Genomic DNA, 25,137 nt, shown 5'->3' on the forward strand with positions numbered 1-25,137 from the left:
AGCCCAACTTACAGGCCATCCCGGCGGGCCCGAGCGTCGCTCAGCACGTCGGGGTCGTTCGCCGAGAGGCCGTGGTCCGCCCACACGTGGTACTCGAGGTCCGATGGCGCGCTCCACGGCGTGTTCTCCCGCTGGAGGAGATAGGTCATCACCTGGTTGAAGACCGGGCCGGCCAAGGCCCCGCCGAACATTCCCGCCTGCGGTTTGTGGATGAACACCGCGACGACATATCTGGGCTTCTCGGCCGGGGCGTAGCCGATGAACGACGCGGTGAAGCCGTTGTAGCGGCCGAGCTTGTCGTCGTAGCGATCGGCGGTACCGGTCTTCCCGGCCACGCGATAGCCCTTGATCCTGGCGTCAGCGGCCGTGCCGTTCTCGCCCGTGACCTCCTCGAGCATCCGGCTCAGCTGGGTGGCGGTGCGTTCCGACACCACCCGGGTGCCCTGCCCCGAAGGGGCCGGGACGTAGGTGCCGCTGTCGTTGTACGTGCCCTCGACCAGGGAAAGCGGCATCCGGATCCCGCCGTTGGCCACCGTCGCGAACACGCTGGCCGCCTGGACCGCCGTGAGGGCGTATCCCTGGCCGAAGAGCACGGTGTACCGCTGCGGGGCGTTCCAGTCGCTCGCCTTGGCGAGCTGGCCGCTCGACTCCCCCGCGAAGCCCACCTCGGTCTTCTCGCCGACGCCGAACTTCCGGTACAGCTGCTCCAGCGCCGTTGCCGGGACTCGCTCTCCGACGAGGATCGTGCCGAGGTTCGACGACTTGGCGATGACGCCGGTCGCTGTCAGGTGCTCGGTCCCGTGGTTCTCGTGGTCCTTGAACTTCATCCCCGCCCGCGGCAGCCGATTCGGGACGATGACGCCGGTGTCTGGCGTGACCACGCCGTGCTCCAGCGCGGCGGCCATCGTCATGAGCTTCCCGGTCGATCCGGGCTCGAAGGCGTCTTCGAAGGCGTGGTTGCGCAGGGCCGCCGTGGAGGCCGATGACAGGTCATTGGGGTCGAACGCCGGGTAGCTGGCGGCGGCGCGGATCTTGCCTGTCGCCAGTTCGAGGACGATCGCCGTGCCCGTCTCGGCCTTGACGGCGGTCACCTGCTTGGCGAGCGCGTTCTGTGCGTACCACTGGATGTCGGAGTCGATGGTGAGCCTGACGTTGCGGCCGTCCACCGCCGGTCGGTCGACCCGCTGGGAGCCGGGGATGACCGCGCCGTTCTGCGCCCGCTCGGCCACGGTCGTGCCTGACGTGCCGGCCAGCGTCCCGTCGAGCATGAGCTCGACGCCGCCCCCCGCCGTCTGGTCTGCCGCGTTGACGTAGCCGACGAGCTGCCCCAGCGCCATCGACGTCGGGTAGAGGCGCTTGGCCGTGCGTTCCGCCGCGATCCCGGGCACCCCGACGGCCTGGATCTGGCGCCAGTCGCTCGGGGTGACGTCCTTCTTGACGATGACGTATCGGGTGTTCGGCTGGGTGAAGAGAGCCGTGAGGCGGGAGACGTCGAGGCCGAGCCTCGGCGCCAGGTCGACCGCCGCCTGGTTCACGCCCTGCCACCCACACTCTCCGTTGACCTTGACGTAGCACTGGATCGCCACCGGGTCGGCGGCGATCGTGAAGCGCTCGACGCTGTCGGCCAGGACCTGGCCCTTGGTGTCGAGGATCTGCCCACGCATCGCCGGGGTGTGCAGCTTGATCAGGCGCTTGGACAGTGCCGCGGCCTGCGTCGCAGAGGCGTCGAAGGCCTGGATCCGCAACAGCTGCGCGGCGAACACGCTGAAGAGGAAGAGCACGGCGACGAGCATGGCCCGTGCCCGGGCGCGCGGGTTGGCCACTGCGATGTGCAGGCGGCGTCGCCGGCGCGGTCCAGAAGGCACTCGGTCACGTCTCGGCGCCGGGCCGCGACCGCGCGGACTCGGGGTGGCGGGACCCGTGGTGTGCTTGGGGGCCCGGCTGCGCGGTTGAGGGTTGTGCGGTTCACGGTTGTGCGGTTCAGGGCTGCGCCGCGCTTGGCGCGGTGCCGAGGTGCGAACGCGGTCCGATGTCCGGGTGGCGGCACCGCGCCCCTGGCCGGTCCGACCTGCGGGAGCCGGGCGACCCGAGCGACCAGGAGCCCCGGCGGACCCGGATGCTGGTCCTCGAGAGTTGGCCACGGTTCACCTCGTCCGCGTGGTCTGAGTCGGGGTGGCGGTCGGAGTGGCGGTCGGGGTGGCGGTCGGGGTGGCGGTCGGGGTGGCGGTCGGTGTGGCGGGCGTGGTGACGGTCGGCGCGGCGGCCGGGGTCGCCCTGGGCTTGGCGACCGGGGTGGGACTGGTCACGACCGGAAAGGCGAGGGACCGGCTCGCCGGGTGCGCGGTCCCCGAGACCTTGCCGGTCGCGATGTCGATGTGAGCACGTTCATTGGACCGCACCAGACCCAGCCGGCTCGCCTTCTCGGCCAGCGCGCCGCTCGCGGACGCACTCTCGATCTGCTCCTGGAGGTTGCCGGCGGCCTCGCCGAGGAGCGCCGACTCGCGCTGGAGCTCGCCGAGCTCGATCGAGCCCTTCGCCAAGGCCGTGTTGAGCACGAGCAGGGCGATGAGTCCGGTCACGAGCAGCGTGACGCAGATGGCCGCGAAGGCGCCACTGCCCGTCGTCGTGATGCGGGCGGGGATGACTCGCAGCGGTGCCCGCGCCGGACCGCGCCGCGGGGCACGCGCCGGGGACCGGAGCGGCCTGGCGGTCGCGGTGGCCTGGCTCATCGGACGGCTCCTCTCCTGGGTGCACGCCGGCTCGTGGCGGCGCGGCTCGCGGTTGTCTGGCTGGCTGTTGTCCGGCTGGCTGTTGTCCGGCTCGGTGCTGCCTGGCTCTGGAGGGCCGTGGCCGCCGTCGCGCCGGTGTCTCGGATCCGTTCGACGGCCCGGAGCTTGGCGGAGGCGGCCCGCGGGTTCGCGAGGACCTCGGCATCGTCGGGCTGCTCGGCTCCACGCGTGAGGGCGCGGAGGTAGGGGGCATGCTCCGGCAGCTCGACGGGAAGGCCGGGCGGCGCGCTCGAGGTCGTACCTGCAGCGATCGCGCGTTTGGTCAGGCGGTCCTCCAGCGAGTGGAACGACAGAGCCGCCATGCGCCCGCCGACGCCGAGGACGTCGATGGCGGCCGACACCGCGCGTTCCCAGCCGCCGAGCTCGTCGTTGACCTCGATCCGCAGGGCCTGGAACGTCCGCTTGGCCGGGTGGCCGCTCTGGCGCTGAGACGCAACGGGGATGACTCGGCGGAGCAGCTCGACGAGTCGTGCCGACGTCGTGAACGGCGCCGTCGCGCGCTCCCGGACGACCGCCGCCGCGATCTTTCGGGCGAAGCGCTCCTCGCCGTAGTCGCGCAGGATGCGGGTCAGCTCTTCCACCGGGTACTCGTTGAGGACGTTCGCCGCCGTCGGCCCACTCGTCTGGTCCATCCGCATGTCGAGCGGTGCGTCGGCGCGGTAGGCGAAGCCGCGGTCCTCCTCGTCGAGCTGCAGCGAGCTGACCCCGAGGTCGAACACGATCCCGTCGACGTGCTGCAGGCCAGCGGCCAGGATGACCCGGGCGATCTGGTCGTTCGTCGCGTGGACCGCCGTGAAGCGGTCCCCGAACCCAGCGAGCCGCTCGCCCGCGAGCTCGAGCGCCTCCCGGTCGCGGTCGATGCCGATGACGCGGCACTGCGGGAACCGCTCGAGCACGCCCTCGGCGTGACCGCCCATGCCGAGTGTCCCGTCCACGTGGACGGCTCCGTCGTGCGACAGGGCCGGCGCCAGGAGATCGAGGATCCGGTCGCGCATGATCGGGACGTGGCGTTCCTGCGCCTGTCCTCGGTCGGTCATGCTCGTCCCTCTCTCGCGTGCCCCTCAGCGCGGGAAGCGCGGTGGTGGCTGGTGCTCCCGGTGGTTCTGTGGTTCGAATGGTGCTGGTGTGACTGGTGGGCAATGACGGGGCGCTCTGCGAGTGGAGGGAGGGAGCCGAGCGTCCTTGGTGGCTGTGGCCTGGTGGCTGTGGCGTGGCGACTGTGGCGTGGCGACTGTGGCGTGGCGACTCTGCGGTGGCGACCTGGGCGCTGGTCCCCATCCGCATCCCCGCCCGGGACGGGGGAAGTCGCCTCGGGAGCGGAGCGGCTGGAGGCCGGCACACAGGTCTGCAGGAAGGTCGGTCGCGCGCTCAGAAGAGTCCGGGGATCACCTCCTCCTCGGTCTCGGCGAAGCTCTGCTCCGTCTCCGCGAGGTAGGCGTTCCACGCCACGCTGTCCCAGACCTCGAGCCGCGAGCCGGCACCGATCACGGTGACCTCGCGGTCGAGTCCCGCGTACTCACGCAGCTTGGCCGGGATGGTGAAGCGGCCCTGCTTGTCCGGGACCTCGTCCGACGCCCCGGACAGGAAGACGCGGCTGTAGTCCCGCGCCTTCCGGCTGGACGTGGGCGCCTGGCGCATCTGCTCGGCCACCGTGACGAACTCGTCCATGGGAAAGATGAAGAGGCAGCGCTCCTGCCCCCGCGTCACGACCAGGCCGCCCGCCATGCGGTCGCGGTACTTCGCGGGCAGGAACAGTCGGCCCTTGTCGTCGAGCCGGGGCGTGTGCGTTCCGAGAAACACAGGTCCGCCACCTCCCCTACGTCGACCCGTCGGCGTCCCCACTGCCTTCCTTGGTGCTCCACCATACTCCACTTTCCCCCACGGTCAACGACTCCGACGGCTTGTGGAGGGACTTCTTGGCCTCGTTTTCGCACGTCAGAGGCGGTGGAGTGAAGTGGAGGCGTATGCCGCTGTGCTCGCCCCGCGGGGACGGAACCGTGCGCGCGGGGCCAGCTCAGCGGCATACGGCAGGGCTGTCTGGAGGTCTGTACCGTGCTCATGGAGGCGACGGCAGCGATTTTCCGGACGCCCGCAACGACTCGGGGGGACACTGGTGGAGGAAAGTGGTGCACTCGTCGACACCGGTGGGTCGAAACGTCTCCATCCGGTCACGACCGCCCGCTCACTTCCGACGCCGCGGCCTGATGGGAGAAGATCACGTGACGTCCACGTCGCCTCACGCAGACGATGGTGCCTGGCCAGGTGGACACGACTCGGGAGCGCGCCGGACCATGGAGGGCTCCCATCTGGGACAGACGGAGGACAGCGTGACGACAGACACCACCGGTACGGAGACGACCGAGGACCTCGACCTCGTCAGGAAGGTGGCGGATCGGCTCTTCGGGGCGATGACGCGAGTCATCGAGGGCAAGCCGGAGGTCGTGCGCACCACCATCACCGTCCTGTTCGCGAGTGGACACCTGCTCATCGAGGACGTGCCCGGCGTCGGCAAGACGCTGCTCGCCAAGACCTTGGCCAGGTCCATCGACGCGTCGGTCCGACGCATCCAGTTCACGCCCGACCTGCTGCCGAGCGACGTGACCGGCGTCAGCATCTTCAACCAGGACGCGCGGCGGTTCGAGTTCCGTCCGGGCGCCATCTTCGCCAACGTCGTCGTCGGTGACGAGATCAACCGAGCCTCGCCGAAGACCCAGTCCGCCCTCCTCGAGTCGATGGAGGAGCGGCAGGTCACGGTCGACGGCACGACGTACCCCCTCAAGGCGCCGTTCATCGTCATGGCGACCCAGAACCCGATCGAGATGGAGGGCACCTATCCCCTCCCCGAGGCCCAGCGCGACCGCTTCATGGCCCGGATCTCGATGGGTTACCCGGCACCCCGGGCAGAGCTGACCCTGCTCGACAGCCACAGCGCCCAGTCACCGCTCGAGCACCTCAGTGCGGTCACGGATGCCGCCACGATCAACCGCGTCGTGGCGGCCGTGACGCAGGTGCATGCCAGCCCTGCCGTGCGGCAGTACATCGTCGACCTCGTCACTCGGTCGCGCTCCACGACCGCGTTGCGCCTCGGGGCCTCGCCGCGTGCGGGACTGCACCTGCTCCGGGCAGCCCGGGCCCAAGCCGCCCTGGAGGGACGCGACCACGTCATCCCGGACGACGTGCAGTCGCTTGCCGTCGCTGTGCTCTCCCACCGGCTCATGCCCTCCAGCGAGACCCAGCTCGCCCGACGGACGACCGCCGAGGTCGTCACCGACCTGCTGCGTCAGGTGCCGGTGCCGTCCCGCACCAGGTGAGGTCGAGATGCGTTCGCTTCGAGGACTGCTGACGACGAGGGGACGCGCCTTCGTCGGGGCGGGTCTCACGCTTTCGCTCGCGGGGATCATCTTCGGTTTCCGGGACCTCACCCGTTTCGGCGTCCTGCTCGTGGCGCTGCCCTACATCAGCGCGCTCCTCGTGCGCACGCGCCAGACGCGCATGCGCATCGAGCGGCACCTCTCGCCGGACCGGATCACCGTGGGGCAGGACGCGCACGTCGCCCTGGCCTTCGAGAACGTCTCGACGACCACGACGCCCGTCTTCCTCGCGGAGGAGCGACTCGACTACGTCCTCGGCGACCGACCGCGGTTCATCGTCGGTCGCATCCCGCCCGGACGGGTCCGGATCATCGACTACACCGTCCGGTCGCACCTGCGCGGGCGTCATCACCTCGGACCGCTTGCCGTGCAGGTCCAGGATCCGTTCGGCCTCGCCACGCGCAACGCGGTCCTGGAGGGAACAGCCGACCTCGTCATCCTGCCGCAGGTCCACCCGCTGTCCGCCAGCCGGCAGCCGAGCTCCGGCGTGGGGTCCGAAGGCGAGCTCGCCCACCTCATCGCGCTGCACGGCGAGGACGACGTGACCATCCGGGAGTACCGCGACGGCGACGACCTGCGCCGGATCCACTGGCCGGCCACGGCGCGCACCGGCGACCTCATGGTTCGCCAGGAGGACCGGCCGGCCCAGCGACGCGCCGTCGTGCTGCTCGACCCCCGTCCTGACGCCCACGGCGGCAGCGGTGCCACCGGCTCGTTCGAGTGGGCCGTGTCGGCCTGCGCGTCCATCGCCGCACATCTGTGCGAGTCGGGGTATGCCGTTCACCTGGTCTGCCCGGAGACGGTCGACAGCGGGCGGGTCGCCGATCCCCTCCAGATCGACGAGATCCTCGACGTCCTGGCCATCACGGCGCTCCGTCCCAAGTCGACCGATGACCTGCTGCTGCGCGCGGCGCAGGGACTCGCTGCCACGGGCGGGTTCGTCGTCGCGATCGTCGGTCCGCGCGGTCACGAGGTGACGGGCCGGCTGGCCAGCCTGCGCCAGCCCGGCACGAGCGGTCTGGCCCTGGTCCTGGACTCCCGCGCGTTCGGGCGGACCCCCGCGACGTCGGATGGCCGCCCCGGCGGCATCGTCGGGCCGGACCCGGTCGAGCCCCACGTGGACGCCCTCCGGCTCGCTGGCTGGCGCGCGATCCCCGTCGGGCGCGACGACGTCGTCCCGCACGCGTGGGCGGTGCTCACCGCCGCAACCGTGGGAGGCATGCGATGACGCGACGCCGTTGGCGGATCACCGTCCTGGCTGCGCTGGCGACGCTCGCGGCCGTCTATCCCATCACCAGCCTGTTCACCAGTGCGAGATGGCTCCCGAACGCGATGCTCGTGATCGGCCTGACCGCCGCCCTCGGGCTGCTGCTCCGAGGACTGACGCGGTCCCGGCTGCTCATCGTGCTGGTCCAGCTCGTTGTCGTCCTCTACGTCGTGCTGTTCCGCTTCACGGGCGACACGTTCAGCTACGGCATCCCAACGGCAGCGACCGTCGAGCTGGCCAACTCGCTCGGGCTCGATGCGATCGAGACGATCCAGCGCAGCTCCGCCCCAGCGCCGCTCACTGAGGGGGTCGCCTTCTACCTCGTCGCCGCCGTCGCACTCATCGCCGTCCTCGTCGACGCGATGGCGGCGACCTGGCGCGCACCCGCAGCCGCAGGACTCCCCCTGCTGACGGCCTACCTCATCACCGCCGCCAACGGCAACGCCGCCTCCGCGGTGCGCTACTTCATCGTGCCGGTCGTGCTCTGGCTCATCATGCTGCACACGACGGCCCGGGCGACCTTCGGCCGGTGGAGCACGACGAGCGTCAGTGACGTGACGGGAGGCGAGTCGAGCTCCGACAACGCGTCGGCCATGCGCGCGCTGACTGGGGGCGCGGCCAAGCTCGGCGCCCTCGCCGTCGTCGCCGCCCTGTTCGTGCCCATTCTCGTGCCGCACTTCCCGCCGCGTTACCTGACGGACGGTCTCGGTCGCTCGACGGGCTCCGGCGGGGTGGGAACGGTCGGCTTCAACGACACGATCGACCTGCGCAACAGTCTGGTGAACAGCGACGAGACCGCGATCCTCCGGTACACCTCGACCGGGCCGGCCAACGTTCCGCTCCGCGCGCTCGCCACCTCGTTCTACTCCCGGGGGGAGTGGCGAGTCGCCGGGCGGGTTGGGCAGGGCCCCGACCGACCCGTGCCCCTCCCACCGCAGTCGGACCGCCGCGAGTACATCATGACCGTGAGCAACAACGTCCTGAAGGCGCCACGGCTCGCCGCGCCGTATCCGGTGGTGACTCCGGCCATCGAGGGGACCGCCTTCAGGATCGACCCGGTGACGCGGGACATCCGGGTGGAGCGCACGGTTGAGTCGTACCAGGTCACCTATGCCGACGTGAACCCGCCGGTCACGAAGCTGCGCGCTGCCGAGACCCCCACGTCACCGGACATCCTCGCCGACGACCTCGCGATCCCCGATGTCGCGGCCGAGCTGGTCCGCAGCTGGTCCGACGAGGTCACCGCGGGAGCGAGCAACGACTACGACCGAGCCGTCGCGATCCAGGCACATCTGCGCGACACCACGCAGTACACCTACAGCCTCGATCTCGGCGAGCCACCCACCGACGACAGTGGCCAGGAGCTCGACCCGATCACGGCGTTCCACCAGACCCGCCGCGGCTACTGCACGCAGTTCGCGACGGCGATGATCATGTTGGCCCGGGCGCAAGGGATCCCGGCCCGGATGGCCATCGGCTTCATCCCCGGTACCCGCGAGGGCAGCTCCAACATCGTCCGGGCCTCGGATGCGCACGCCTGGCCCGAGCTGTACTTCGAGGGCTCCGGCTGGTTGCGGTTCGAGCCGACCGCCTCACGATCCGGGCCGCCGGCCTACTCGGTCCCGGGTCTCGTCGCGCCGGGGTCCGACCAGACGACAGCCCCGACCGGGGCTGCAGGGACGGCTACCCCGACGAGGACCGAGCGGCCGTTCCAGGAGGGCGAGGCCGGTACATCCACGACGACGTCCTGGGTCGAGCAATGGCTGACCGGCACCAACCTCGTCATCCTCATCATCGTTCTGGTCGTGGTGCTCGGCACGTTCCTCATGCCGCTCACCGCCTGGATCACGCGCAGCCTGCGCCGACGGCGCGCCGCTACGCGCCAGGAGCTCGTCGAGATCGAGTGGGACGCCCTGATGTCGCACTTCGACGACCTCGGCCTGTCCGCGCCACCGGGAGCGACGCTGCGGTCTGCCCGCGAGCGCTACATCACCGACGCTCACCTCGACGACGCACACGCATCGGCCATGCGCCGGGTCACGGCAACCCTCGAACGGGCCCGCTATGACCGACCGGACCGGACCACTCCGGAGCAGACGGAGGGCCTCCACCGGGACATCCGCTCGATTCGTCGACAGGTGTCGGGCACCCGCTCGTGGACGACCCGGGTCAGGTCCTTCCTGTGGCCCACCGAGGGCGTGTCGGTGTGGCGTGGGCTGGGCGGACGGCTCGAACGGATCCTGCGCCGACGCGGGTAGGGCCGTACCACGGCGGCGTCCAGGACAGGCGCTCGTGCCAGACCTCGGGGACCTTCGCCTTCTCGCGACCACAGCTACACCGAGTGGGACGCCGTCCGGGTTCTCGCCGCGGACTTCCTCAGGCTGCTCTCCACGACCCCGACGAGTGAAGAAGCGGGCCAGGCGCCGCGATGAGCGCCTGACCCGCACCGATCGTCGCGTGGCCGGCGATCAAGAGAGGCGATCAGTCGAGGTGGTCAGTCGAGGTGGTCAGTCGAAGTGGTCAGTCGAGGTAGTCACGGAGCACTTGGCTGCGGCTGGGATGGCGCAGCTTGCTCATCGTCTTCGACTCGATCTGACGGATCCGCTCACGCGTGACCCCGTAGACCTTCCCGATCTCGTCCAGGGTCTTCGGCTGGCCGTCTGTGAGCCCGAAGCGCATCGAGACGACGCCCGCCTCTCGCTCGGACAGCGTGTCGAGCACGGAGTGCAGCTGCTCCTGGAGCAGGGTGAAGCTGACTGCGTCAGCCGGAACCACGGCCTCGGAGTCCTCGATGAGGTCACCGAACTCCGAGTCACCGTCCTCGCCGAGGGGGGTGTGCAACGAGATCGGCTCACGACCGTACTTCTGCACCTCGACGACCTTCTCCGGCGTCATGTCGAGCTCCTTGGCCAGCTCCTCCGGCGTGGGCTCGCGCCCGAGGTCCTGGAGCATCTGCCGCTGCACGCGCGCGAGCTTGTTGATGACCTCGACCATGTGGACCGGGATGCGAATGGTCCTGGCCTGGTCGGCCATGGCGCGGGTGATCGCCTGCCGGATCCACCACGTCGCGTACGTGGAGAACTTGTAGCCCTTGGTGTAGTCGAACTTCTCGACCGCCCGGATCAGGCCGAGGTTGCCCTCCTGGATCAGGTCGAGGAACAGCATGCCCCGACCGGTGTACCGCTTGGCGAGCGACACGACGAGGCGCAGGTTGGCCTCGAGGAGGTGGTTCTTGGCCTTCTTCCCGTCCTGCGCGATCCACCAGAGCTCACGCTTGACCTTCATGTCCAGCTTCTCGCCCGAGTTCAGCTTCTCCTCGGCGAACAGGCCGGCCTCGATCCGCTTGGCGAGCTCGACCTCCTGCTCGGCGTTGAGCAGCGCGACCTTGCCTATCTGCTTGAGGTAGTCCTTCACGGGGTCGGCCGTGGCGCCGGCGGTCACCACCTGCTGGGCAGGGGCGTCGTCCTCGTCGTCGTCCCGGATGACGAATCCCGACTCCTCCTCGGCCTCCTGGGCCTCGGGCTGGGCCCCGGCTGCGGCGACGACCTTCTCGTCGTCCTCCTCCGTCTCGGACTCCGGCTCAGGCTCGGGCTCGGACTCCTTCTCGGTCTCGGCGACCTCATCCGGGCTGTCCGCCTCGGTGAGCTCAACGTCCTCGAGCTCGCTCTCGACGGCTTCCACCGGCTCGGCGTCCTCGATCTGCTCCACGTCGGCAGCGGTCCCGTCGGCGTTCGCAGCCTCTCCGTCCGCCCCGGCGGTGCTGCTGGCGGCTGTGCTCTTGGCGACCGTGGACGCCTTCTTGGCCGCCGACTTCTTCGCAGGGCTGGCCGCGGCCTTCGTGACCCCTGCGTTGGTCGTCGCCTTCTTGGCAGTCGTTGCCTTCGCCGTTGCCTTGGTCGTTGCCTTGGGCGCTGCCTTCGTCGTCGACTTGGCGGCGACCTTGCCAGCCTCGGCGCCGGCGCCCTTCGAGGCTTCACCCTTCTTCGCCGGTTTGGCGTTCGCATCTGCCTCGCTCGTGCTTGGCTTGGCGTCGCCGGCGGCACCCGCCGCGGCCGAGCGAGTCCTGCTCGCCGACTTTGTCGTCCTGCTGGTTGTGGTCGGGGTCGCGGTCTTCGCGGCCGCGGCGGTCGTCTTGCGAGCGGTTGCCACAGTGCCTCCCTTGCTGCCTCTGCGGGTGTTGGTTTCCAGTGCCGCGGCGTCCACGACGATCTCGACCTCATTCGCCTCGAGAGTCTTGAGGACCGGCTTCATCTGCCTCAGGTCGAGCTGGGCTTCCACCTGCGCCTGGGCGATCTCCGAGCCAGTGACCCTTCCCGTGGCGCGGCCCTTGACGAGCAGCTGCATGATCGCGTCGTTCTGGAATGCTTTCGGAAGCGTGGTGGGGGTTGCAGCTGGGGTTGCCTTCGGCACGGAGGACGTCACCTTTCGGTCGCACGGGAGGTCGTCGTTCTGCTGCCCGGCGCTGGGGCATGCATCATCAACGAACGAGGATGGGGATTCGCTCCGGAAGGGCTTGGCCTGTCGGAGTCGACTCCTCCGTCGATCTCTCAGTGCGCCTCGTGCGATCCGGCTCAGTCGACATTATAAAACGCCGAGGGGGGCGGCGCGTAAACGTGTTCACCGCCGACCCCTCCGGTCGAGTGCCGATGTGCGTAGCAGGCGCTGTTCGCGCTTGTCATGAGTGACGTCGTCCGTGCTCATCGACGCTCGGGCACGTCCTCGGCGCCCGGTCGCCCGCGCTCAGTCAGCCTTGACCGCAAGCACCGGGCAGCTGGCGTCGAGCAGGATGCGCTGGGCGTTGGAGCCGAGGATGAGCTTGCCAACCGGGCTGCGGCGACGCAGTCCGATGACGATGAAGTCGGCCTTCTCCTGCTCGGCGACGGAGATCAGGTCCTCGGCCGGGTCATTGCCGCGGACGAGCTGTCGCACCTCGTGCTCGAGGCCCCTCTCCTCCAGGACTCCCTTGATGCGGTCCAGCTCGCTCTCGAACCGGGCTGCCTCGTCGGCATCGAAGTCCCTGCCACCTCGATGCGAACTGATGACGACGAGCTTGGTGCCGCGCAGCACGCACTCTTCGGCCGCTCGCTTCAGTGCGGCGCGACCTTCCTTGGTCGCGACGTATCCAACGACAATGGCCACTTTGCCCGGACCTCCTTGGGACGGAAATGTCTGTGCTCGGACGCTACCCGAAAAAGGGCGGTGCAGGCGGGCTCTCCCGAGGCGCGTCGAGGTCAGCTGGTGGTGACTTCTCCCACGCCGGCATCCGCCGCCAGCGCCGCCCGGATGATCTCACCGACCTGGTCGTCCTCGATGAGGAATCCGTCATGGCCGTACGGCGAGCGGATGTGCGCACGCACCGACGTCGGCAGCAGGCCGTGCAGCTCGTCCGAGAGCCGGGGCGGGTAGAGCCGGTCGGTGTCGACCGACGCGATGGTGCACACTGCCTTGACTCGGGTGAGCGCCGCGGGCACCCCACCACGGTCCCGGCCGACATCGTGGGAGTTCATGGCCTCGGTGAGCACCAGGTAGGAGTTGGCGTCGAAGCGCCGGGCCAGCTTGCCGGCGTGGTGGTCGAGATAGCTCTCGACCGCGTAGCGGCCGCGGTCGCCGGACCGCAGCGGGTCCTCACCCAGCTGGGGGCCGCGGCCGAAGCGCTCGCCGAGCTCGGACTCGGTGCGATAGGTGATGTGCGCGATCCGACGTGCAAGACCCAGGCCCGCCTCGGGTGACCGACCGGTGCGGTAGTAGTCGCCACCGGCGTAGTCCGGGTCCTGCTGGATGGCGAGCAGCTGCGGCTGGCACCAGGCGATCTGGTCCGCGGTCGCGTAGGCCGTGCTGGCGAGCACGATGCTGCGGTCCACGCGCTCGGGATGGGTGACCGCCCATTCGATGGCCCGCATGCCGCCCATCGACCCGCCGACGACGGCGGCCAGACGCCTGACGCCCAGGTGCTCGAGCAGGCGAGCCTCGACGTCCACCTGGTCACGAATCGTCACGTAGGGGAAGCGGCTGCCCCATTCCCGCCCGTCCGGTGCGATGCTCGACGGGCCCGTAGTGCCCTGGCAGCCGCCGAGGACGTTGGCGGCGACGACGAAGCACGAGTCAGTGTCGATGGGCCGGCCCGGGCCGATGAGGCCGGGCCACCACCCCGGCGACGGGTGACCATCGCCGGCCGGGCCGTCGACGTGGCTGTCCCCCGTCAGGGCGTGCTCGATGAGCACGACGTTGTCACACGACGCGTTGAGCGTGCCCCACGTCTCGTAGGCGACCGTCACGTCACCGATCGTGCCCCCTCGCTCCAGACCCACCTCGCCGATCTCAGCAAACCTGCGCGACCCCATCGGATCGCCAGGGAGCCAGGCTCCCCCCAACCGGGCATGCGCCGGGGGCGCGGCGAAGCCGTTGCGGACACCTCCATGCCAACGCCGCGTGCGTCGGGTCGCGGTGTGATGGCTGTCTGTCATCGTCAAGGTCGGCTCCCTGTGCTCGCGCTTGCACGCACCGGGCTGGTGCGGCCAGGTCCTCACCCGGGGCACCCCACCGCGAAGGAGGGTTGCCGACCAGCGAGCCGGGGCTTTGCGCTGGTACTCGTGACCTGGCCCAACTGTACGTCAAGCCGTGCCCGACGGACTCCTGCTCGTCCACGGTGTGAACACCGGCAGGAAGCGGTCTCTCGCCTGTCAGGCGGCGGGCATCCGCAGACCGTGGTCGAGGCTGAGCCGCATCAGCCGAGCCAACTTGTGGTCCGGCTCGATCTCGAGGGCGACGTCGATGCACATGCCGGCCTTCGTGCCGTCGCCCCGCCACCAGGCGTGGGAGGCCGCGATCGTCAGCACCGGTGCCGCGAACCGGGCCGGCGTGGCCCGGCAGAGGGCCTCGAGGGTGTGCTCGACCTGGCGCTCGTCGCACGGGAGGTCGTCGACGCCAGGGCCAGAGTCACAGTCCGCCGGATCCTCGACGTCCTGACCCGACCGGCCTCCGGGCGTGTCGAGAGCCTCCAGGCGCCGCCGCAGCCGGTCATCGAACACGTCGGGCTGCAGCCATCCCGGGCACAGCCAGGCGATGAGCGCGTCGCGCACCTCCTTGTCGTCGAGCGGTCCGACAACCGCTGGTAGCAGCGTGTCAAGGTCGACTGGCTCGCCGCCGTCCAGCAGCCGGCCCCATGCGGCGAAGCACTCGTCGGCGAGGACGTCCCACCGGGTGGGACGATCGGACGGCGCCTCCTCGGAACACAGGTCCACTCCCTCGTGCTCGACCCACCGCAGGGACCGGGTTCGCAGTGCCGCGTGGTAGCTGCGTCGCCATTGCTCGATGGCCTGCCCCACATCCGAGCCGAGGTCGCCTGTCTCTGCCGCCGGCCGGACGAGGGACTCCATGGCCTCGCGGTCGGCAAGGACGGCTCGACCGAGAGCCACGTAGCCGGCGACGGCAGGCACGTCGGCGGGCGATGGGAGGTCCTTGCCCTCGTCCGGGCAGTCGTCGGCCCTGAGGCAGTACCACCGTCCGTCGCGCACCACGAGGTCTTCGGTCACCGGGATGCCGGCCAGCCCCAGCGCCGCTCCGAGGGCGGCGGCAAGGGGCCGTGCCTCCCCGGAACGGCTCTCGTACGAGACCAGCGCGACTGCCGTCGCCCCCTCCCGTCGGATCGTCTCGGTCAGCTGGGCGGCCGCCTCCGCGGCATGCGGGCTGCCGACGACGTCGATCCGGGCCACCAGGCCGACGGCCCGGTCCCGAAGGCAGATGACGACGACACTTCGCTCAGGTTGGAACCCGAGGTGGAACGGGACGATGGTGACCAGCTCGGCCGGTCCGGAGACTGAGATCCTCTGCATGCCCCCGACACTGGTGGCCGGGAGCGCGCCGCGACAGCGGCTGCTACCCGCCTGTGGACGGGACTCGACTCGCGTCGGGGATGTGGACGCGCCGTGCGGCGCCTCAGCGCTCCAGTCGCTTGCGGACCGTCTCGAGCACGTAGTTCGTCGCAGCCTGCCTGGCCTCGCCACCGAGGCGGGGTCCCGCCCCGGTGGCCGGGACGTCGGCACGATCGGGACTCGCGCTGCCGCTCTGAACCCTGCGTCCGCCACCTGTCCCGGTGGCACTCCGGTCAGCGCTCGTGTGCACGACACCCCCTCGAACCGTCCGAGCGGAGCTGCGAGCAGAGCCGCCCAGACCCTCGCCGGCCTCCCAGGCGAGGAACCGGTCAGTCTCCTCCACCAGCGTGTTGATCGCCCACGAGATGACGACCGCGTCATCGACGGTACCGAGCACGGGAAGCACCGCCTCGGGCACCAGGTCCACCGGCGACACGATGTAGGCCACCGCGCCGGCGAGCAACCCCAGACGACCCCGCGTCGCGCCGACATAGCGGCCACTGAGGGTCGCCCGGACCAGTCTCGGGACCGCCTGCAACCGGCTCGCGAGACTCGGCGCGCCTGGCCTGGTTGACGCGCGGACCAGCGAGGCGACGGTCGCGATGAGCTTGAGACGGTTACCGGCCATACGTCGCCACCGCGGGGAACTCCCGGCCAGCCTGACTGGCGATCTGGGTCAACATGTACGCGTCGACGCCGCCGCCGATGAGACCGCCGATGACCGGCACCGCACGACCGAGCTTCGCGATGATGCCCGAGCCGAGGCGGCCGAGCAGTCGGAACGCGATTGCCTTGTTGAGCACCATGAGCGCGGGCGCCGGGAGCCGTTCGAGCGCGACGGCCGAGAGCTTGCCCCCGGCCGCGAAGACCCCCGCCTTCTTCAGCAGGTCGTCGCTGTCGGCGCCCGCCAGCGTGAGCAGGACGGCCGACCGGATCTCCGGTTGGTCGATGTCGTAACCGCGGAGCCGAGCCGTCGCGGCGGTCATCCGCGTGCCGAGCAGGTAGAACTCCAGGACGTTCGCGGGCAGGGCGACCGCCATGGTGAAGAACCCGCCGAACCCGGTGGCGAAGCCAGCGGCCAGCCCGAGACGGCGGTGCTGGCGATGGACCATCCGGATGGCCTGGTCGGGATCACCACCGGCATCCTTCAGGGCCCGGTCCGCCACCGTGTGTGCGGAGTCGAAGGGCCCCTTCCCGTCGATGCCGACGTCGAGCAGCCGCTCCAGGAGCCGGGTGGCGGCGCCGGTCAGGCCACCCTCGTCGGTGCCCCTCGCCCGCTCGAGCGCGCTGCCACCCGGCCCTTGCTCGGCAACCTCCCGCACCGAAGCTGCGGTGCGGTCCGACGCTTCGCGCGCCTCGTCCTTGCCCCATCCGAAAATGCCCACGTGGCTCCTCTCCCTGAGACGGCTCGTCTCGTCGACCAAGGGCGTCCATCCCTGTCCACCAAGGTCCGGACCCGGCTGACGTTACGCGATCAGAGGCGCGGACGAGAGAATTGGCGACCCCTCCTTCCTTACCCCCTACCCCCCGTTCCTCACCTGGAGACGTCGGTGTGCTCTCCTAGGCTCGTGACCATGACGGAACGCATCCTCCGGGCCCCGGCGCACGAGCTGAGGCGTTCTCACACCAGCCTCAAGTGGCGCGCGCACCCGAGCGACGTGCTGCCGCTCTGGGTGGCGGAGATGGACTGTGAACCGTGCCCCGCCGTCGTCACGGCCGTGTCCGGCGCGATGCGCCGCGGCGACACCGGTTACCCCTGGACGGCCGACTTCACTGAGGCGTTCACGAGTTTCGCTGCGACCCAGTGGAACTGGCACGTGGACCCGCGGACGGGTGTTGTCGTGGCCGACGTCCTCAGCGGCATCGCCCGCCTCCTCGAGACTCTGACTGACCACGCGGCGCCGGTCGTCCTGAGCTCGCCCGTCTACAACGCCTTCTTCACCGTCATCGACTCCTTGGGGCGCAAGCCCCTCGATGCGCCGCTCACGCCGGACGGCCGCCTCGACCCCGAGTCCCTCGCGGACGCGTTCGCGCAGGCGACCACGGGGGGCGCCCGGGCCGCCTACCTGCTGTCCAACCCGCACAATCCCACCGGCACGGTGCACACGTCCGAGGAGCTGGAGACGCTGGCCCGCCTCGCGGACCGCCACGGCGTCACCGTCATCTCCGACGAGATCCATGCCGCCCTGGTGTACGGAGCCGACTCCTTCACGCCCTACCTCACCGTCCCTGCTGCCGAACGCGGCATCACGGTGACATCCGCCTCCAAGGCGTGGAACCTCGCCGGTCTCAAGGCCGGCCTCATCGTCCCTGGACCCGAGGCACGCGCTGCGGTCGGCCGCCTCCACCGCTTCGTCACGTTAGGCGCGAGCCATCTCGGCGTCATCGCGCACACCGCGGCCTGGACCGGAGGCGTCGACTGGGTCCAGCGCCTCGTCCAGGAGCTCGACGCCAACCGCCGCCTGCTCGCCGAGCTCGTCGCCGACCAGCTTCCCGGGGTGCGCCTGCGGCTGCCCGAGGCGACCTACCTCGCCTGGCTCGACTGCGGGGCGCTCGACCTCGGTGACGACCCGTCGGTCCGGTTCCGGGAGCGTGGACGGGTCGCCCTCTCCGAGGGTCCGAGCTTCGGCGAGGGCGGTCGCGGCTGCGTTCGGCTCAACTTCGCCACGTCCCCCGAGATCCTGCGTGAGGCCGTTGGTCGGATGGCCGCTTCCCTTGACTGACCAGGTGCCTGGGCGGCCTGCCGGCCCAGCGCTCGTCGCGCTCGTCGTGGGCACCAACGAGGCGTATGCCGCTGGGCTCGGGCTGGACGAGCCGTGGCCGCTGGCCGATGTGGCGTCCCAGGTCGCCCGGCTGGTCGAGTCGGTCAACCCTCGCTGGGTGGTCTGGTCGGCTGCCAACGGGCTTCGCGGTGTCGTCGCCGCCGGAGTGGAGGTTCCCCGGACGTGGGACCTCGCCGAGGCCCATCGCCTGCTGCACGGCGGCTGGTGGGCCACGCCCGGCCACGTCCTCGCCGGCTGCCGTGGACTGCCTGCACAGGACGTCCCCCTCCCCCGGCGGGCTCGGCGCGCTGGCTTCGATGCCGACCTCTTCGACGTGTCCGGGTCGGGGTCGGACGACCTGCTCACGGGCACGGGGCAGCTGCGAGCCGACGCCCTGGAGGGCTGGGCATCCAGCCCCGACCGCGTGGCAGCCCTTGCCCATCTGGCCCTGGAGTGCCAACGAGACCAGGACGACTCGATGCGGCGCACGGCCGGGCCGGCCGCCAAGCGGCTGGTCCCGACGGTGTGGTCCGAGTCCGCGGCGGCCGTCCTCTGCCTGGAGCTCGAGCGGGACGGCCTGCCCGTCGACCGTCAGGCGGCCGAGGACCTCATCGGGGCCGCCGCCGGGCCGCGACCCCTGGACGACACGGACGCCGCGCGGATCCGTGCGCTGCGCGACCACGTGGTCCTGCGCCACGCATCGGGCCGCGAACGGACCGACCTGCGCAACCCAGCCCAGGTCCGCGACCTGCTCTCATCCGTCGGCGTCGACGTGCCCAGCACCCGGGCCTGGCTCCTCGAGCCGTACCGGCACAGCCACCCGCTCGTCGACGCGCTCCTGACGTGGCGCAAGGACGAGCGGATCGCGACGACGTACGGTTACCGCTGGCTCGACGAGCACGTCGGCGAGGACGACCGCCTCCGTGGGTCGTGGACCGCGTGCGACGGGGCGGCCGGACGGATGACCGCGCAGAACGGCCTGCACAACCTGCCTGCCGCGCTCCGCCCCGCGATCTGCGCGCGACCTGGGCACGTGTTCGTTCGCGCCGACCTCGGACAGGTCGAGCCCCGGGTCCTCGCGGTCGTCAGCGGCGACCGGGCCTTCGCCGAGGCAACCCGCAGCGACGACCTCTACGCACCGGTGGCGGCCAAGCTGCGCGTCGAGCGCCCGGTCGCGAAGGTGGCCGTGCTGGCCGCGATGTACGGCCAGCGCTCCGGTGCGGCGGGCGAGGCACTCGAGGATCTCGAGCGCGCCTACCCGGTCGCGATGGGCCTGCTCGACCGCGCCTACGCCGACGGCGTGGCCCGACGCCCCCTGCGCACCTACGGCGGCCGCCTGATTCCCTTCACCGCGGCGGCTCTTCGTGCTGGCGATCCGGCCACGGAAGGCCAGGATGCGGCAGGGGACGAGCCCAGCGGCATACGGCGGGATGGTGCTGCCGACGCGGCCCGGGGACGCTACGCGCGCAACGCGATCATCCAGGGGTCGGCGGCGGAGCTCTTCAAGACGTGGGCGGCAACGGTGCGCCATGAGGTCCGCCCGCTTGGCGGCCAGATCGTGCTGTGCCTGCATGACGAGCTCCTCGTCCACGTGCCGCTGGCGCGGGCCGAGGAGGCGCGACGCAGCGTGGAGGAGGCGCTTGCCCGAGCGTCACGGACGTGGGCGGGGACTGAGCAGGTGCGCTTCGTCGCCGACACGACCGTCATCCGCCGATGGAGCGAGGCCAAGGAGTGACCTGTTCGCCATGACGTATCACCTGACCGATCCGAACGAGATCCTGCTCGGCTCGCACCAGCCCTCGGCGTTGTGTTGCAAGGGAGCGCGGTCGAACGCACCTGATGCACGGCACTGACGGGGCCGACCCCGGGGTCGCCAGGGGCGGCTCAGCCCGTCGGGCCGTCCTCGCCGTCCGTCTCATCGCCGTCGTCGGCGACATCCTTGAGGAAGGCCTCGAACTCGGCGCCGATCTCGTCGGCCGTCGGCAGGTCGGACAGGTCAGTGGCGAGCAGGCTCCGGTGGCGACGGCCCTCCAGGAACGAGTCGTACTGCTGCTCGAGAGCTCGGACGACTGCCAGAATCTCGTCGGACTGCTCCATCTGGCGAGCGATCTCGGCACGGTCGCGGCCTGCGGCGGCAGCGAGCGCCGTCGTGTCCAGATCGAGGCCGGTGGCCGCGATGACGCGCTGCAACCCGAGGAGCCCCGCATCGGCGAACTCGCTCTGGCCGAGGTAGTGCGGCACGTGCACGGCGAAGCCGATTGCGTCGCGTCCGGCCTCGCCGAGGCGCAGCTCGAGCAGGGCCGAGAAGCTGGCCGGGACCTGGACGGTGCCGAAGGACGTCTCGTTGCCCGACAGCAGCCGCGGGTTCGTGCCGTGCGTGGTGAAGCCGAGGGGGCGTGTGTGCGGCACGGCCATGGGGATGCCGTGGACGCTCACGGTGAGCTCCACCTCGAGCGCTCGGATCAGGATCATGACGGCCTCGGCCATCCGCGCCCACTGGTAGTCGGGCTCCGGCCCCGCGAGGAGCAGGAAGGGCACTCCGTCGCGGTCGCGTACCCGGTACAACAGGAGGCTCGGATCCGCGTAGCTCTCCCAGTGGTCCCGGTCGAAGACCATGGGCGGTCGGCGCCCGCGGTAGTCGAGCAGCTGGTCGACGTCGAACGATGCGATGACGCGGGACTCGTGCGTCTCCAGGAGGTGCTCGGTGAGCAGGCGCTGGGTGTGGCCGGCGTCGACGAACCCGCCCAGCGCAAGCACGAGCACCGATGCGTGCGTGTCCTCGGCGGACAGCGAGACATCAGTCTCGAACTGGAAGAGCTCAGTGGGGTCTTGCACGGGAGGGCCTTTCGTCATGGCGGTTCATCGGGTCCAACGCGGCTCGTGGCGCCATGATTCCCCATCGGGAGGCGTCCCGAAGGGCCGCCGCCATCGCCCGATCGAGTGAACGGCCCTTGGGCCCAGAAGTTGTTCACTCGATGTGTGGGGTGGTCGTCAGGGCGTGAGCCGGGCGAGGGCCTTGAGGATCCGCTGCGGCGACACGCTGTGGGCGGTCCCCAGGGACTGGGCGAAGAGGGACACCCGCAGCTCCTCGATCATCCAGCCGATCTCCGCGACCTCCGCCGCGCCGCGCTGGGACGGGCGCAGGGCCTGCAGCAGGTCGGCGTACCGCCCCTCGACGAGGTCGACCTGGTCGAGGGCCTGGGCGTCACGGGCAAGGTTGGCGGGCGCCTTGTCGAGTCGGTACGCCGCCGCGCGGAGATAGCGGTCGAGGTCCGGAAGCCGCGACCTGCCGGTGTCGGCCACGAAGCCCGGACGGATCAGCTCGCGCAGCTGGGCCCGCACGTCGGCGAGCAGCGGCCGGATCGCCGGATTCGTCGAGCGGTCGAGCTCGGCGAGCCGGTTGGTCAGGGTGAGGTGACGAGCGAGGATCGGCTCGACGAGGCCGACGACCTGGACCACGCGGGCTGTCGTGTGCGTGCGAACAGCCGAGAGTGCCCACTCGAAGTCCTCACGAGTCCGTATGCCGCTGGGCTCGCTCGGTCGTGCGTCGCCCCCTCCCGTCGTGGATCCACTCAACGCCGCGGGCGCGCGCACGACCTCCTCACTGATCGAGTCGACGGCAGCTGCGAGGCAGTCGTCGAGCAGGGCCGGGACGCTCCCGTGCGGGTTGTGGCCGAGGGCGAGCTTCTGGGCATTGGTCAGGCGCGCGAGGATCTGCTGCCACGGCGGGTTGATGCCGAGGAGCAGGAGTCGTCGGACGCCGAGCCGGTGCTCCGCCTCCGCCTCCGCTCGGGTCGGCAGGACCCGCAGGTCGACCGCGGCACCCGTGTCCACGAGGGCTGGGTAGCCCTGGACGCCGGAGCGGCCCTCGAAGACCTCCGGCACCCGATCGACGTCCCAGCTCGTCAGGCCCGTGCGCTCCAGGCCGGTGCTCGCCGCCCGGACCTGCCGGCGCAGCTGGGGGGTCGCTGACTCGCGGACGGACTCGAGGTCCTTTCCCGTCGCGATGGGCGCGCCGTCGGGCGAGTCGACGCTGAACGTCACCCGCAGGTGGCTGGGGACGCGGTCCCAGTCGAAGTCGTCGGGGTCGACCGGAACCCCGGCGCGGCGACGGAGTGCCCTCGCCAGCGCGTCGACCAATGGTCCCTCAGCCGGGTCGAGCTCCGGCACGACGGCACGCGCGTGGTCGGGTGCAGGCACCAGGTGGCGGCGAGTCGTCTTGGGCAACGACCGGATCAGCGCCGTGACGAGCTCCTCCCGGAAGCCGGGCACCTGCCAGTCGAAGCCGTCAGCGGTCACCCGGTTGAGGCGCTCGACGGGGATGTGGACGGTGGCGCCGTCGAGGTCGGAGCCGGGGTCGAACTGGTAGGTGACATCGAGGTCGAGGTCACCCTGGCGCCACGTCGTCGGGTACTCCTCCACACCGAGTGCCCCCCCGCCGTCCCGCAGGAGGAGGTCCTCGGTGAAGGTCAGCAGGTCCGGTGTCTGTCGCCCGGCCTTCTTCCACCACGTGTCGAAGTGCCGGCCGGACACCACGTCTGCGGGAATCCGCTTGTCGTAGAAAGCGACCAGCACACTGTCATCGACCACGAGGTCACGCCGGCGCGTCCGCGCCTCGAGTTGACCGATGCGCTCGAGGAGATCGGCGTTCTCGGTGAGGAAGGCGTGCTCCGTGTGCCAGTCGCCCTCGACCAGGGCGTGGCGGATGAACAGGTCACGAGCCAGCTCCGGATCGACCTTCGCCAGACCGACCGTGCGGCCCACGACGAGCGGCACGCCGTAGAGCGTCACCCGCTCGGTGGCGACGGCCGAGCCGCGGCGGCCGGACCAGCGTGGCTCGGAGTAGTTCCGCTTGACGAGGTGGGCGCCGAGCTCCTCCGCCCAGGCCGGGTCGATGCGCGCGGTGACCCGGGCCCAGAGCCGCGTCGTCTCGACGAGCTCCTCCGCCATGACGAACTGCGGCTGCTTGCGGAAGAGCGCCGAGCCGGGGCTGATGCCGAAACGCGCGCCCCGGGCACCGAGGTACTCCCGGCGCTGCTCGTCGCGGACTCCGACGTGCGACAGGAGGCCGGCGAGCAGGGCCTGGTGGATCGCGTCGCCGTCCACCTCTCCCGCACCGGTGCGGACGCTCCCCCGCGACACGTCGAGGCCGGTCTGCTTGGCGGTCTGCTTCAGCTGGGCGTGCAGGTCCTGCCACTCGCGCACGCGCAGGTAGTGGAGGAACTCGGCCTTGCACATCCGCCGGAAGGCGCTCGAGCTGAGGGCGCGCTGCTGCTCCTTGAGGTGGGCCCAGAGCTTGAGCCAGGACAGGAAGTCGCTCGTCTCGTCGGCGAACCGCTTGTGGGCGGCGTTGGCCACCTCCTGCTTGTCCTGGGGCCGCTCGCGCGGGTCCTGGATCGAGAGCGCGGCGACGATGACGAGCACTTCGCGGAGCACCCCGCGGCGGTCCGCCTCGATGACCATCCGCGCGTGCCGGGGATCGATGGGCAGCGCCGCGATCGTCCGGCCGTATGCCGTGAGCCTGCGTCCCGGACGTCGCCGCCCCTTCCCGGCGGGCTGGGTGTCGTCCTCGGGTGCGAAGGCCTGGAGCTCCTCGAGGAGGCGGATGCCATCGGTGACCTGTCGGCTGTCCGGCGGGTCGAGGAAGGGGAACCGGGCGATGTCGCCGAGCCCGAGTGAGGTCATCTGGAGGATGACCGAGGCCAGGTTGGTCCGCAGGATCTCGGGGTCGGTGAACTCGGGCCGGCCCTCGTAGTCGGCCTCGGAGTAGAGGCGGATGGCGATACCGTCCGAGACGCGCCCGCAGCGGCCGGACCGTTGGTTCGCCGAGGCCTGGCTGACCGGCTCGATGGGCAGTCGCTGGACCTTGGTGCGCTGGCTGTAGCGCGAGATGCGGGCCGTGCCCGTGTCGATGACGTAGCGGATGCCCGGCACGGTGAGCGAGGTCTCGGCGACGTTGGTCGCGAGGATGATCCGCCGGCCGGTGTGCGGCCGGAAGACTCGATGCTGCTCGGCGGAGGAGAGCCGGGCATAGAGCGGCACCACCTCCGTGACGGGCAGCTTCATCCCGTTCAGCGCGTCTGCCGCGTCGCGGATCTCCCGCTCGCCGGAGAGGAACACGAGAATGTCGCTGTTCCGGCCGGAGTGTCGCTCCGTCCACAGCTCCTCGACCGCCTCGCAGACGCCCGTGATCAGGTCCTTCTCGTCGTCCTCCGGACGGTCGGGGTCGACGAGCGGGCGATAGCGGATCTCGACGGGATACGTCCGTCCGGACACCTGGATGATCGGAGCCGGCTCACCGGTCGCCGGGTCGGCGAAGTGCCGGGCGAACTTCTCCGGGTCGATCGTCGCGGAGGTGATGACGACCTTGAGGTCGGGGCGGCGCGGCAGCAGCTGCTTGAGGTAACCGAGGATGAAGTCGATGTTGAGGCTGCGCTCATGCGCCTCGTCGATGATGATCGTGTCGTAGCGCCGCAGCTCCCGGTCCCGCTGCAGCTCCGCCAGGAGGATGCCGTCGGTCATGACCTTGACGAGCGTGTCCCGGCTCGACTGGTCGGTGAACCGGACCTGGTAGCCCACGGTGGTCCCCAGCTCCACGGCCAGCTCGTCGGAGAGCCGCTCGGCGACGGCCCGGGCCGCGATCCGGCGCGGCTGCGTGTGGCCGATGACGCCGTCGAGCCCACGACCGAGCTCGAGGCAGATCTTCGGCAGCTGCGTGGTCTTGCCCGAGCCCGTCTCGCCCGCGACGACGACGACCTGGTGGTCCCTGATCGCCTCGGCGATGTCGTCGCGCCGGTCGACGACCGGGAGGTGCTCCGGGTAGCTGATCGGGGGGACCAACCCAGCCCGAGCGGCCCGGCGGGTTTCGCGCTGTTCCGGGCTCAGCGGCATACGGCCCCGTGATCCCCCGGCACCCGGCGAGCGGCGCCGCGCTCCCCCGCCCCGACGGCGCCCCTCGACCTGCCCACGCGGGGTCGCGGTGGGACGGTCCTCGGGCATGGGCGACAGGATATGCGGGCAGCAGGTGCGGTCCGAACCGGTTCGGGGCGGAACCCGGCGCCTCGGCGTAGGGTCTGA

17 protein-coding genes and 1 riboswitch are annotated in these 25,137 nt (G+C 70.7%); of the genes, 5 read left to right on the forward strand and 12 right to left on the reverse strand.

The annotated features are described in order from the left end of the window. Nucleotides 1–8: 8 nt before the first annotated feature. From VJN29_RS07130 to mraZ, 4 genes are all read right to left on the reverse strand, one after another. Nucleotides 9–1,865 (reverse strand): penicillin-binding protein 2, encoded by a 1,857-nt coding sequence (locus VJN29_RS07130; RefSeq protein ID WP_324142928.1) that lies wholly within the window; start codon nt 1,863–1,865, stop codon nt 9–11. A gap of 279 nt (nt 1,866–2,144) precedes the next feature. Then, nucleotides 2,145–2,729 (reverse strand): hypothetical protein, encoded by a 585-nt coding sequence (locus VJN29_RS07135; protein WP_324142929.1) that lies wholly within the window; start codon nt 2,727–2,729, stop codon nt 2,145–2,147. Further along, complete coding sequence (gene rsmH, locus VJN29_RS07140; protein ID WP_324142930.1) at nt 2,726–3,826, reverse strand: 16S rRNA (cytosine(1402)-N(4))-methyltransferase RsmH; 1,101 nt, start codon at nt 3,824–3,826, stop codon at nt 2,726–2,728. The genes VJN29_RS07135 and rsmH overlap by 4 nt, the downstream gene beginning before the upstream one ends. Nucleotides 3,827–4,157: 331 nt before the next feature. Then, nucleotides 4,158–4,589 (reverse strand): division/cell wall cluster transcriptional repressor MraZ, encoded by a 432-nt coding sequence (mraZ, locus tag VJN29_RS07145; protein WP_324142931.1) that lies wholly within the window; start codon nt 4,587–4,589, stop codon nt 4,158–4,160. A 527-nt stretch (nt 4,590–5,116) separates the two neighbouring features. On the opposite strand from mraZ, the gene VJN29_RS07150 reads away from it, so the two are divergent. From VJN29_RS07150 to VJN29_RS07160, 3 genes are read left to right on the forward strand one after another with little or no spacing between them, the layout of a single operon-like run. Beyond that, on the forward strand, nt 5,117–6,100 hold the full coding sequence (locus VJN29_RS07150; protein WP_324142932.1) for an AAA family ATPase: 984 nt from the start codon (nt 5,117–5,119) through the stop codon (nt 6,098–6,100). A gap of 7 nt (nt 6,101–6,107) precedes the next feature. Next, nucleotides 6,108–7,388 (forward strand): DUF58 domain-containing protein, encoded by a 1,281-nt coding sequence (locus tag VJN29_RS07155; RefSeq protein ID WP_324142933.1) that lies wholly within the window; start codon nt 6,108–6,110, stop codon nt 7,386–7,388. Then, nucleotides 7,385–9,685, forward strand: a complete 2,301-nt coding sequence (locus tag VJN29_RS07160; RefSeq protein WP_324142934.1) for a DUF3488 and transglutaminase-like domain-containing protein — start codon at nt 7,385–7,387, stop codon at nt 9,683–9,685. The genes VJN29_RS07155 and VJN29_RS07160 overlap by 4 nt, the downstream gene beginning before the upstream one ends. A gap of 262 nt (nt 9,686–9,947) precedes the next feature. On the opposite strand, the gene VJN29_RS07165 is transcribed toward VJN29_RS07160, so the two are convergent. The 6 genes from VJN29_RS07165 to VJN29_RS07190 form a co-directional block, all read right to left on the reverse strand. Beyond that, nucleotides 9,948–11,771, reverse strand: a complete 1,824-nt coding sequence (locus tag VJN29_RS07165; protein ID WP_324142935.1) for an RNA polymerase sigma factor — start codon at nt 11,769–11,771, stop codon at nt 9,948–9,950. Between the two features lie 396 nt (nt 11,772–12,167). Continuing rightward, nucleotides 12,168–12,566: a universal stress protein gene (locus VJN29_RS07170; RefSeq protein WP_324142936.1), complete on the reverse strand. Its 399-nt coding sequence runs from the start codon at nt 12,564–12,566 to the stop codon at nt 12,168–12,170. Between the two features lie 92 nt (nt 12,567–12,658). After that, nucleotides 12,659–13,891, reverse strand: a complete 1,233-nt coding sequence (metX, locus tag VJN29_RS07175; RefSeq protein ID WP_324142973.1) for a homoserine O-acetyltransferase MetX — start codon at nt 13,889–13,891, stop codon at nt 12,659–12,661. Nucleotides 13,892–13,910: 19 nt separating this feature from the next. Further along, a riboswitch (SAM riboswitch) is annotated at nt 13,911–14,023 on the reverse strand. A gap of 84 nt (nt 14,024–14,107) precedes the next feature. After that, a complete protein-coding gene (locus tag VJN29_RS07180; protein WP_324142937.1) occupies nt 14,108–15,259 on the reverse strand; it encodes a DUF4192 domain-containing protein in 1,152 nt (383 codons plus the stop codon). Nucleotides 15,260–15,362: 103 nt separating this feature from the next. Beyond that, nucleotides 15,363–15,926, reverse strand: coding sequence for a YkvA family protein (locus tag VJN29_RS07185; protein ID WP_324142938.1), 564 nt, complete (start codon nt 15,924–15,926; stop codon nt 15,363–15,365). After that, nucleotides 15,916–16,683, reverse strand: coding sequence for an EcsC family protein (locus VJN29_RS07190; protein ID WP_324142939.1), 768 nt, complete (start codon nt 16,681–16,683; stop codon nt 15,916–15,918). The genes VJN29_RS07185 and VJN29_RS07190 overlap by 11 nt, the downstream gene beginning before the upstream one ends. Nucleotides 16,684–16,872: 189 nt before the next feature. On the opposite strand from VJN29_RS07190, the gene VJN29_RS07195 reads away from it, so the two are divergent. Then, nucleotides 16,873–18,021: a MalY/PatB family protein gene (locus VJN29_RS07195; RefSeq protein WP_324142940.1), complete on the forward strand. Its 1,149-nt coding sequence runs from the start codon at nt 16,873–16,875 to the stop codon at nt 18,019–18,021. 4 nt (nt 18,022–18,025) lie between these two features. Continuing rightward, the gene (locus tag VJN29_RS07200) at nt 18,026–19,795 is read left to right on the forward strand and encodes a DNA polymerase (protein WP_324142941.1); all 1,770 of its coding nucleotides are present in this window, start codon (nt 18,026–18,028) and stop codon (nt 19,793–19,795) included. A gap of 149 nt (nt 19,796–19,944) precedes the next feature. Here VJN29_RS07200 and VJN29_RS07205 read toward each other — a convergent pair whose 3' ends face one another. After that, entirely contained in the window at nt 19,945–20,895 is a 951-nt protein-coding gene (locus VJN29_RS07205; RefSeq protein ID WP_324142942.1) for a PAC2 family protein, read from the reverse strand. Nucleotides 20,896–21,051: 156 nt separating this feature from the next. After that, nucleotides 21,052–25,059, reverse strand: coding sequence for an ATP-dependent RNA helicase HrpA (gene hrpA / locus VJN29_RS07210; RefSeq protein ID WP_324142943.1), 4,008 nt, complete (start codon nt 25,057–25,059; stop codon nt 21,052–21,054). Nucleotides 25,060–25,137: the final 78 nt, after the last annotated feature.

Source organism: Intrasporangium sp. (assembly GCF_035280925.1).
Classification (GTDB): domain Bacteria; phylum Actinomycetota; class Actinomycetes; order Actinomycetales; family Dermatophilaceae; genus Intrasporangium.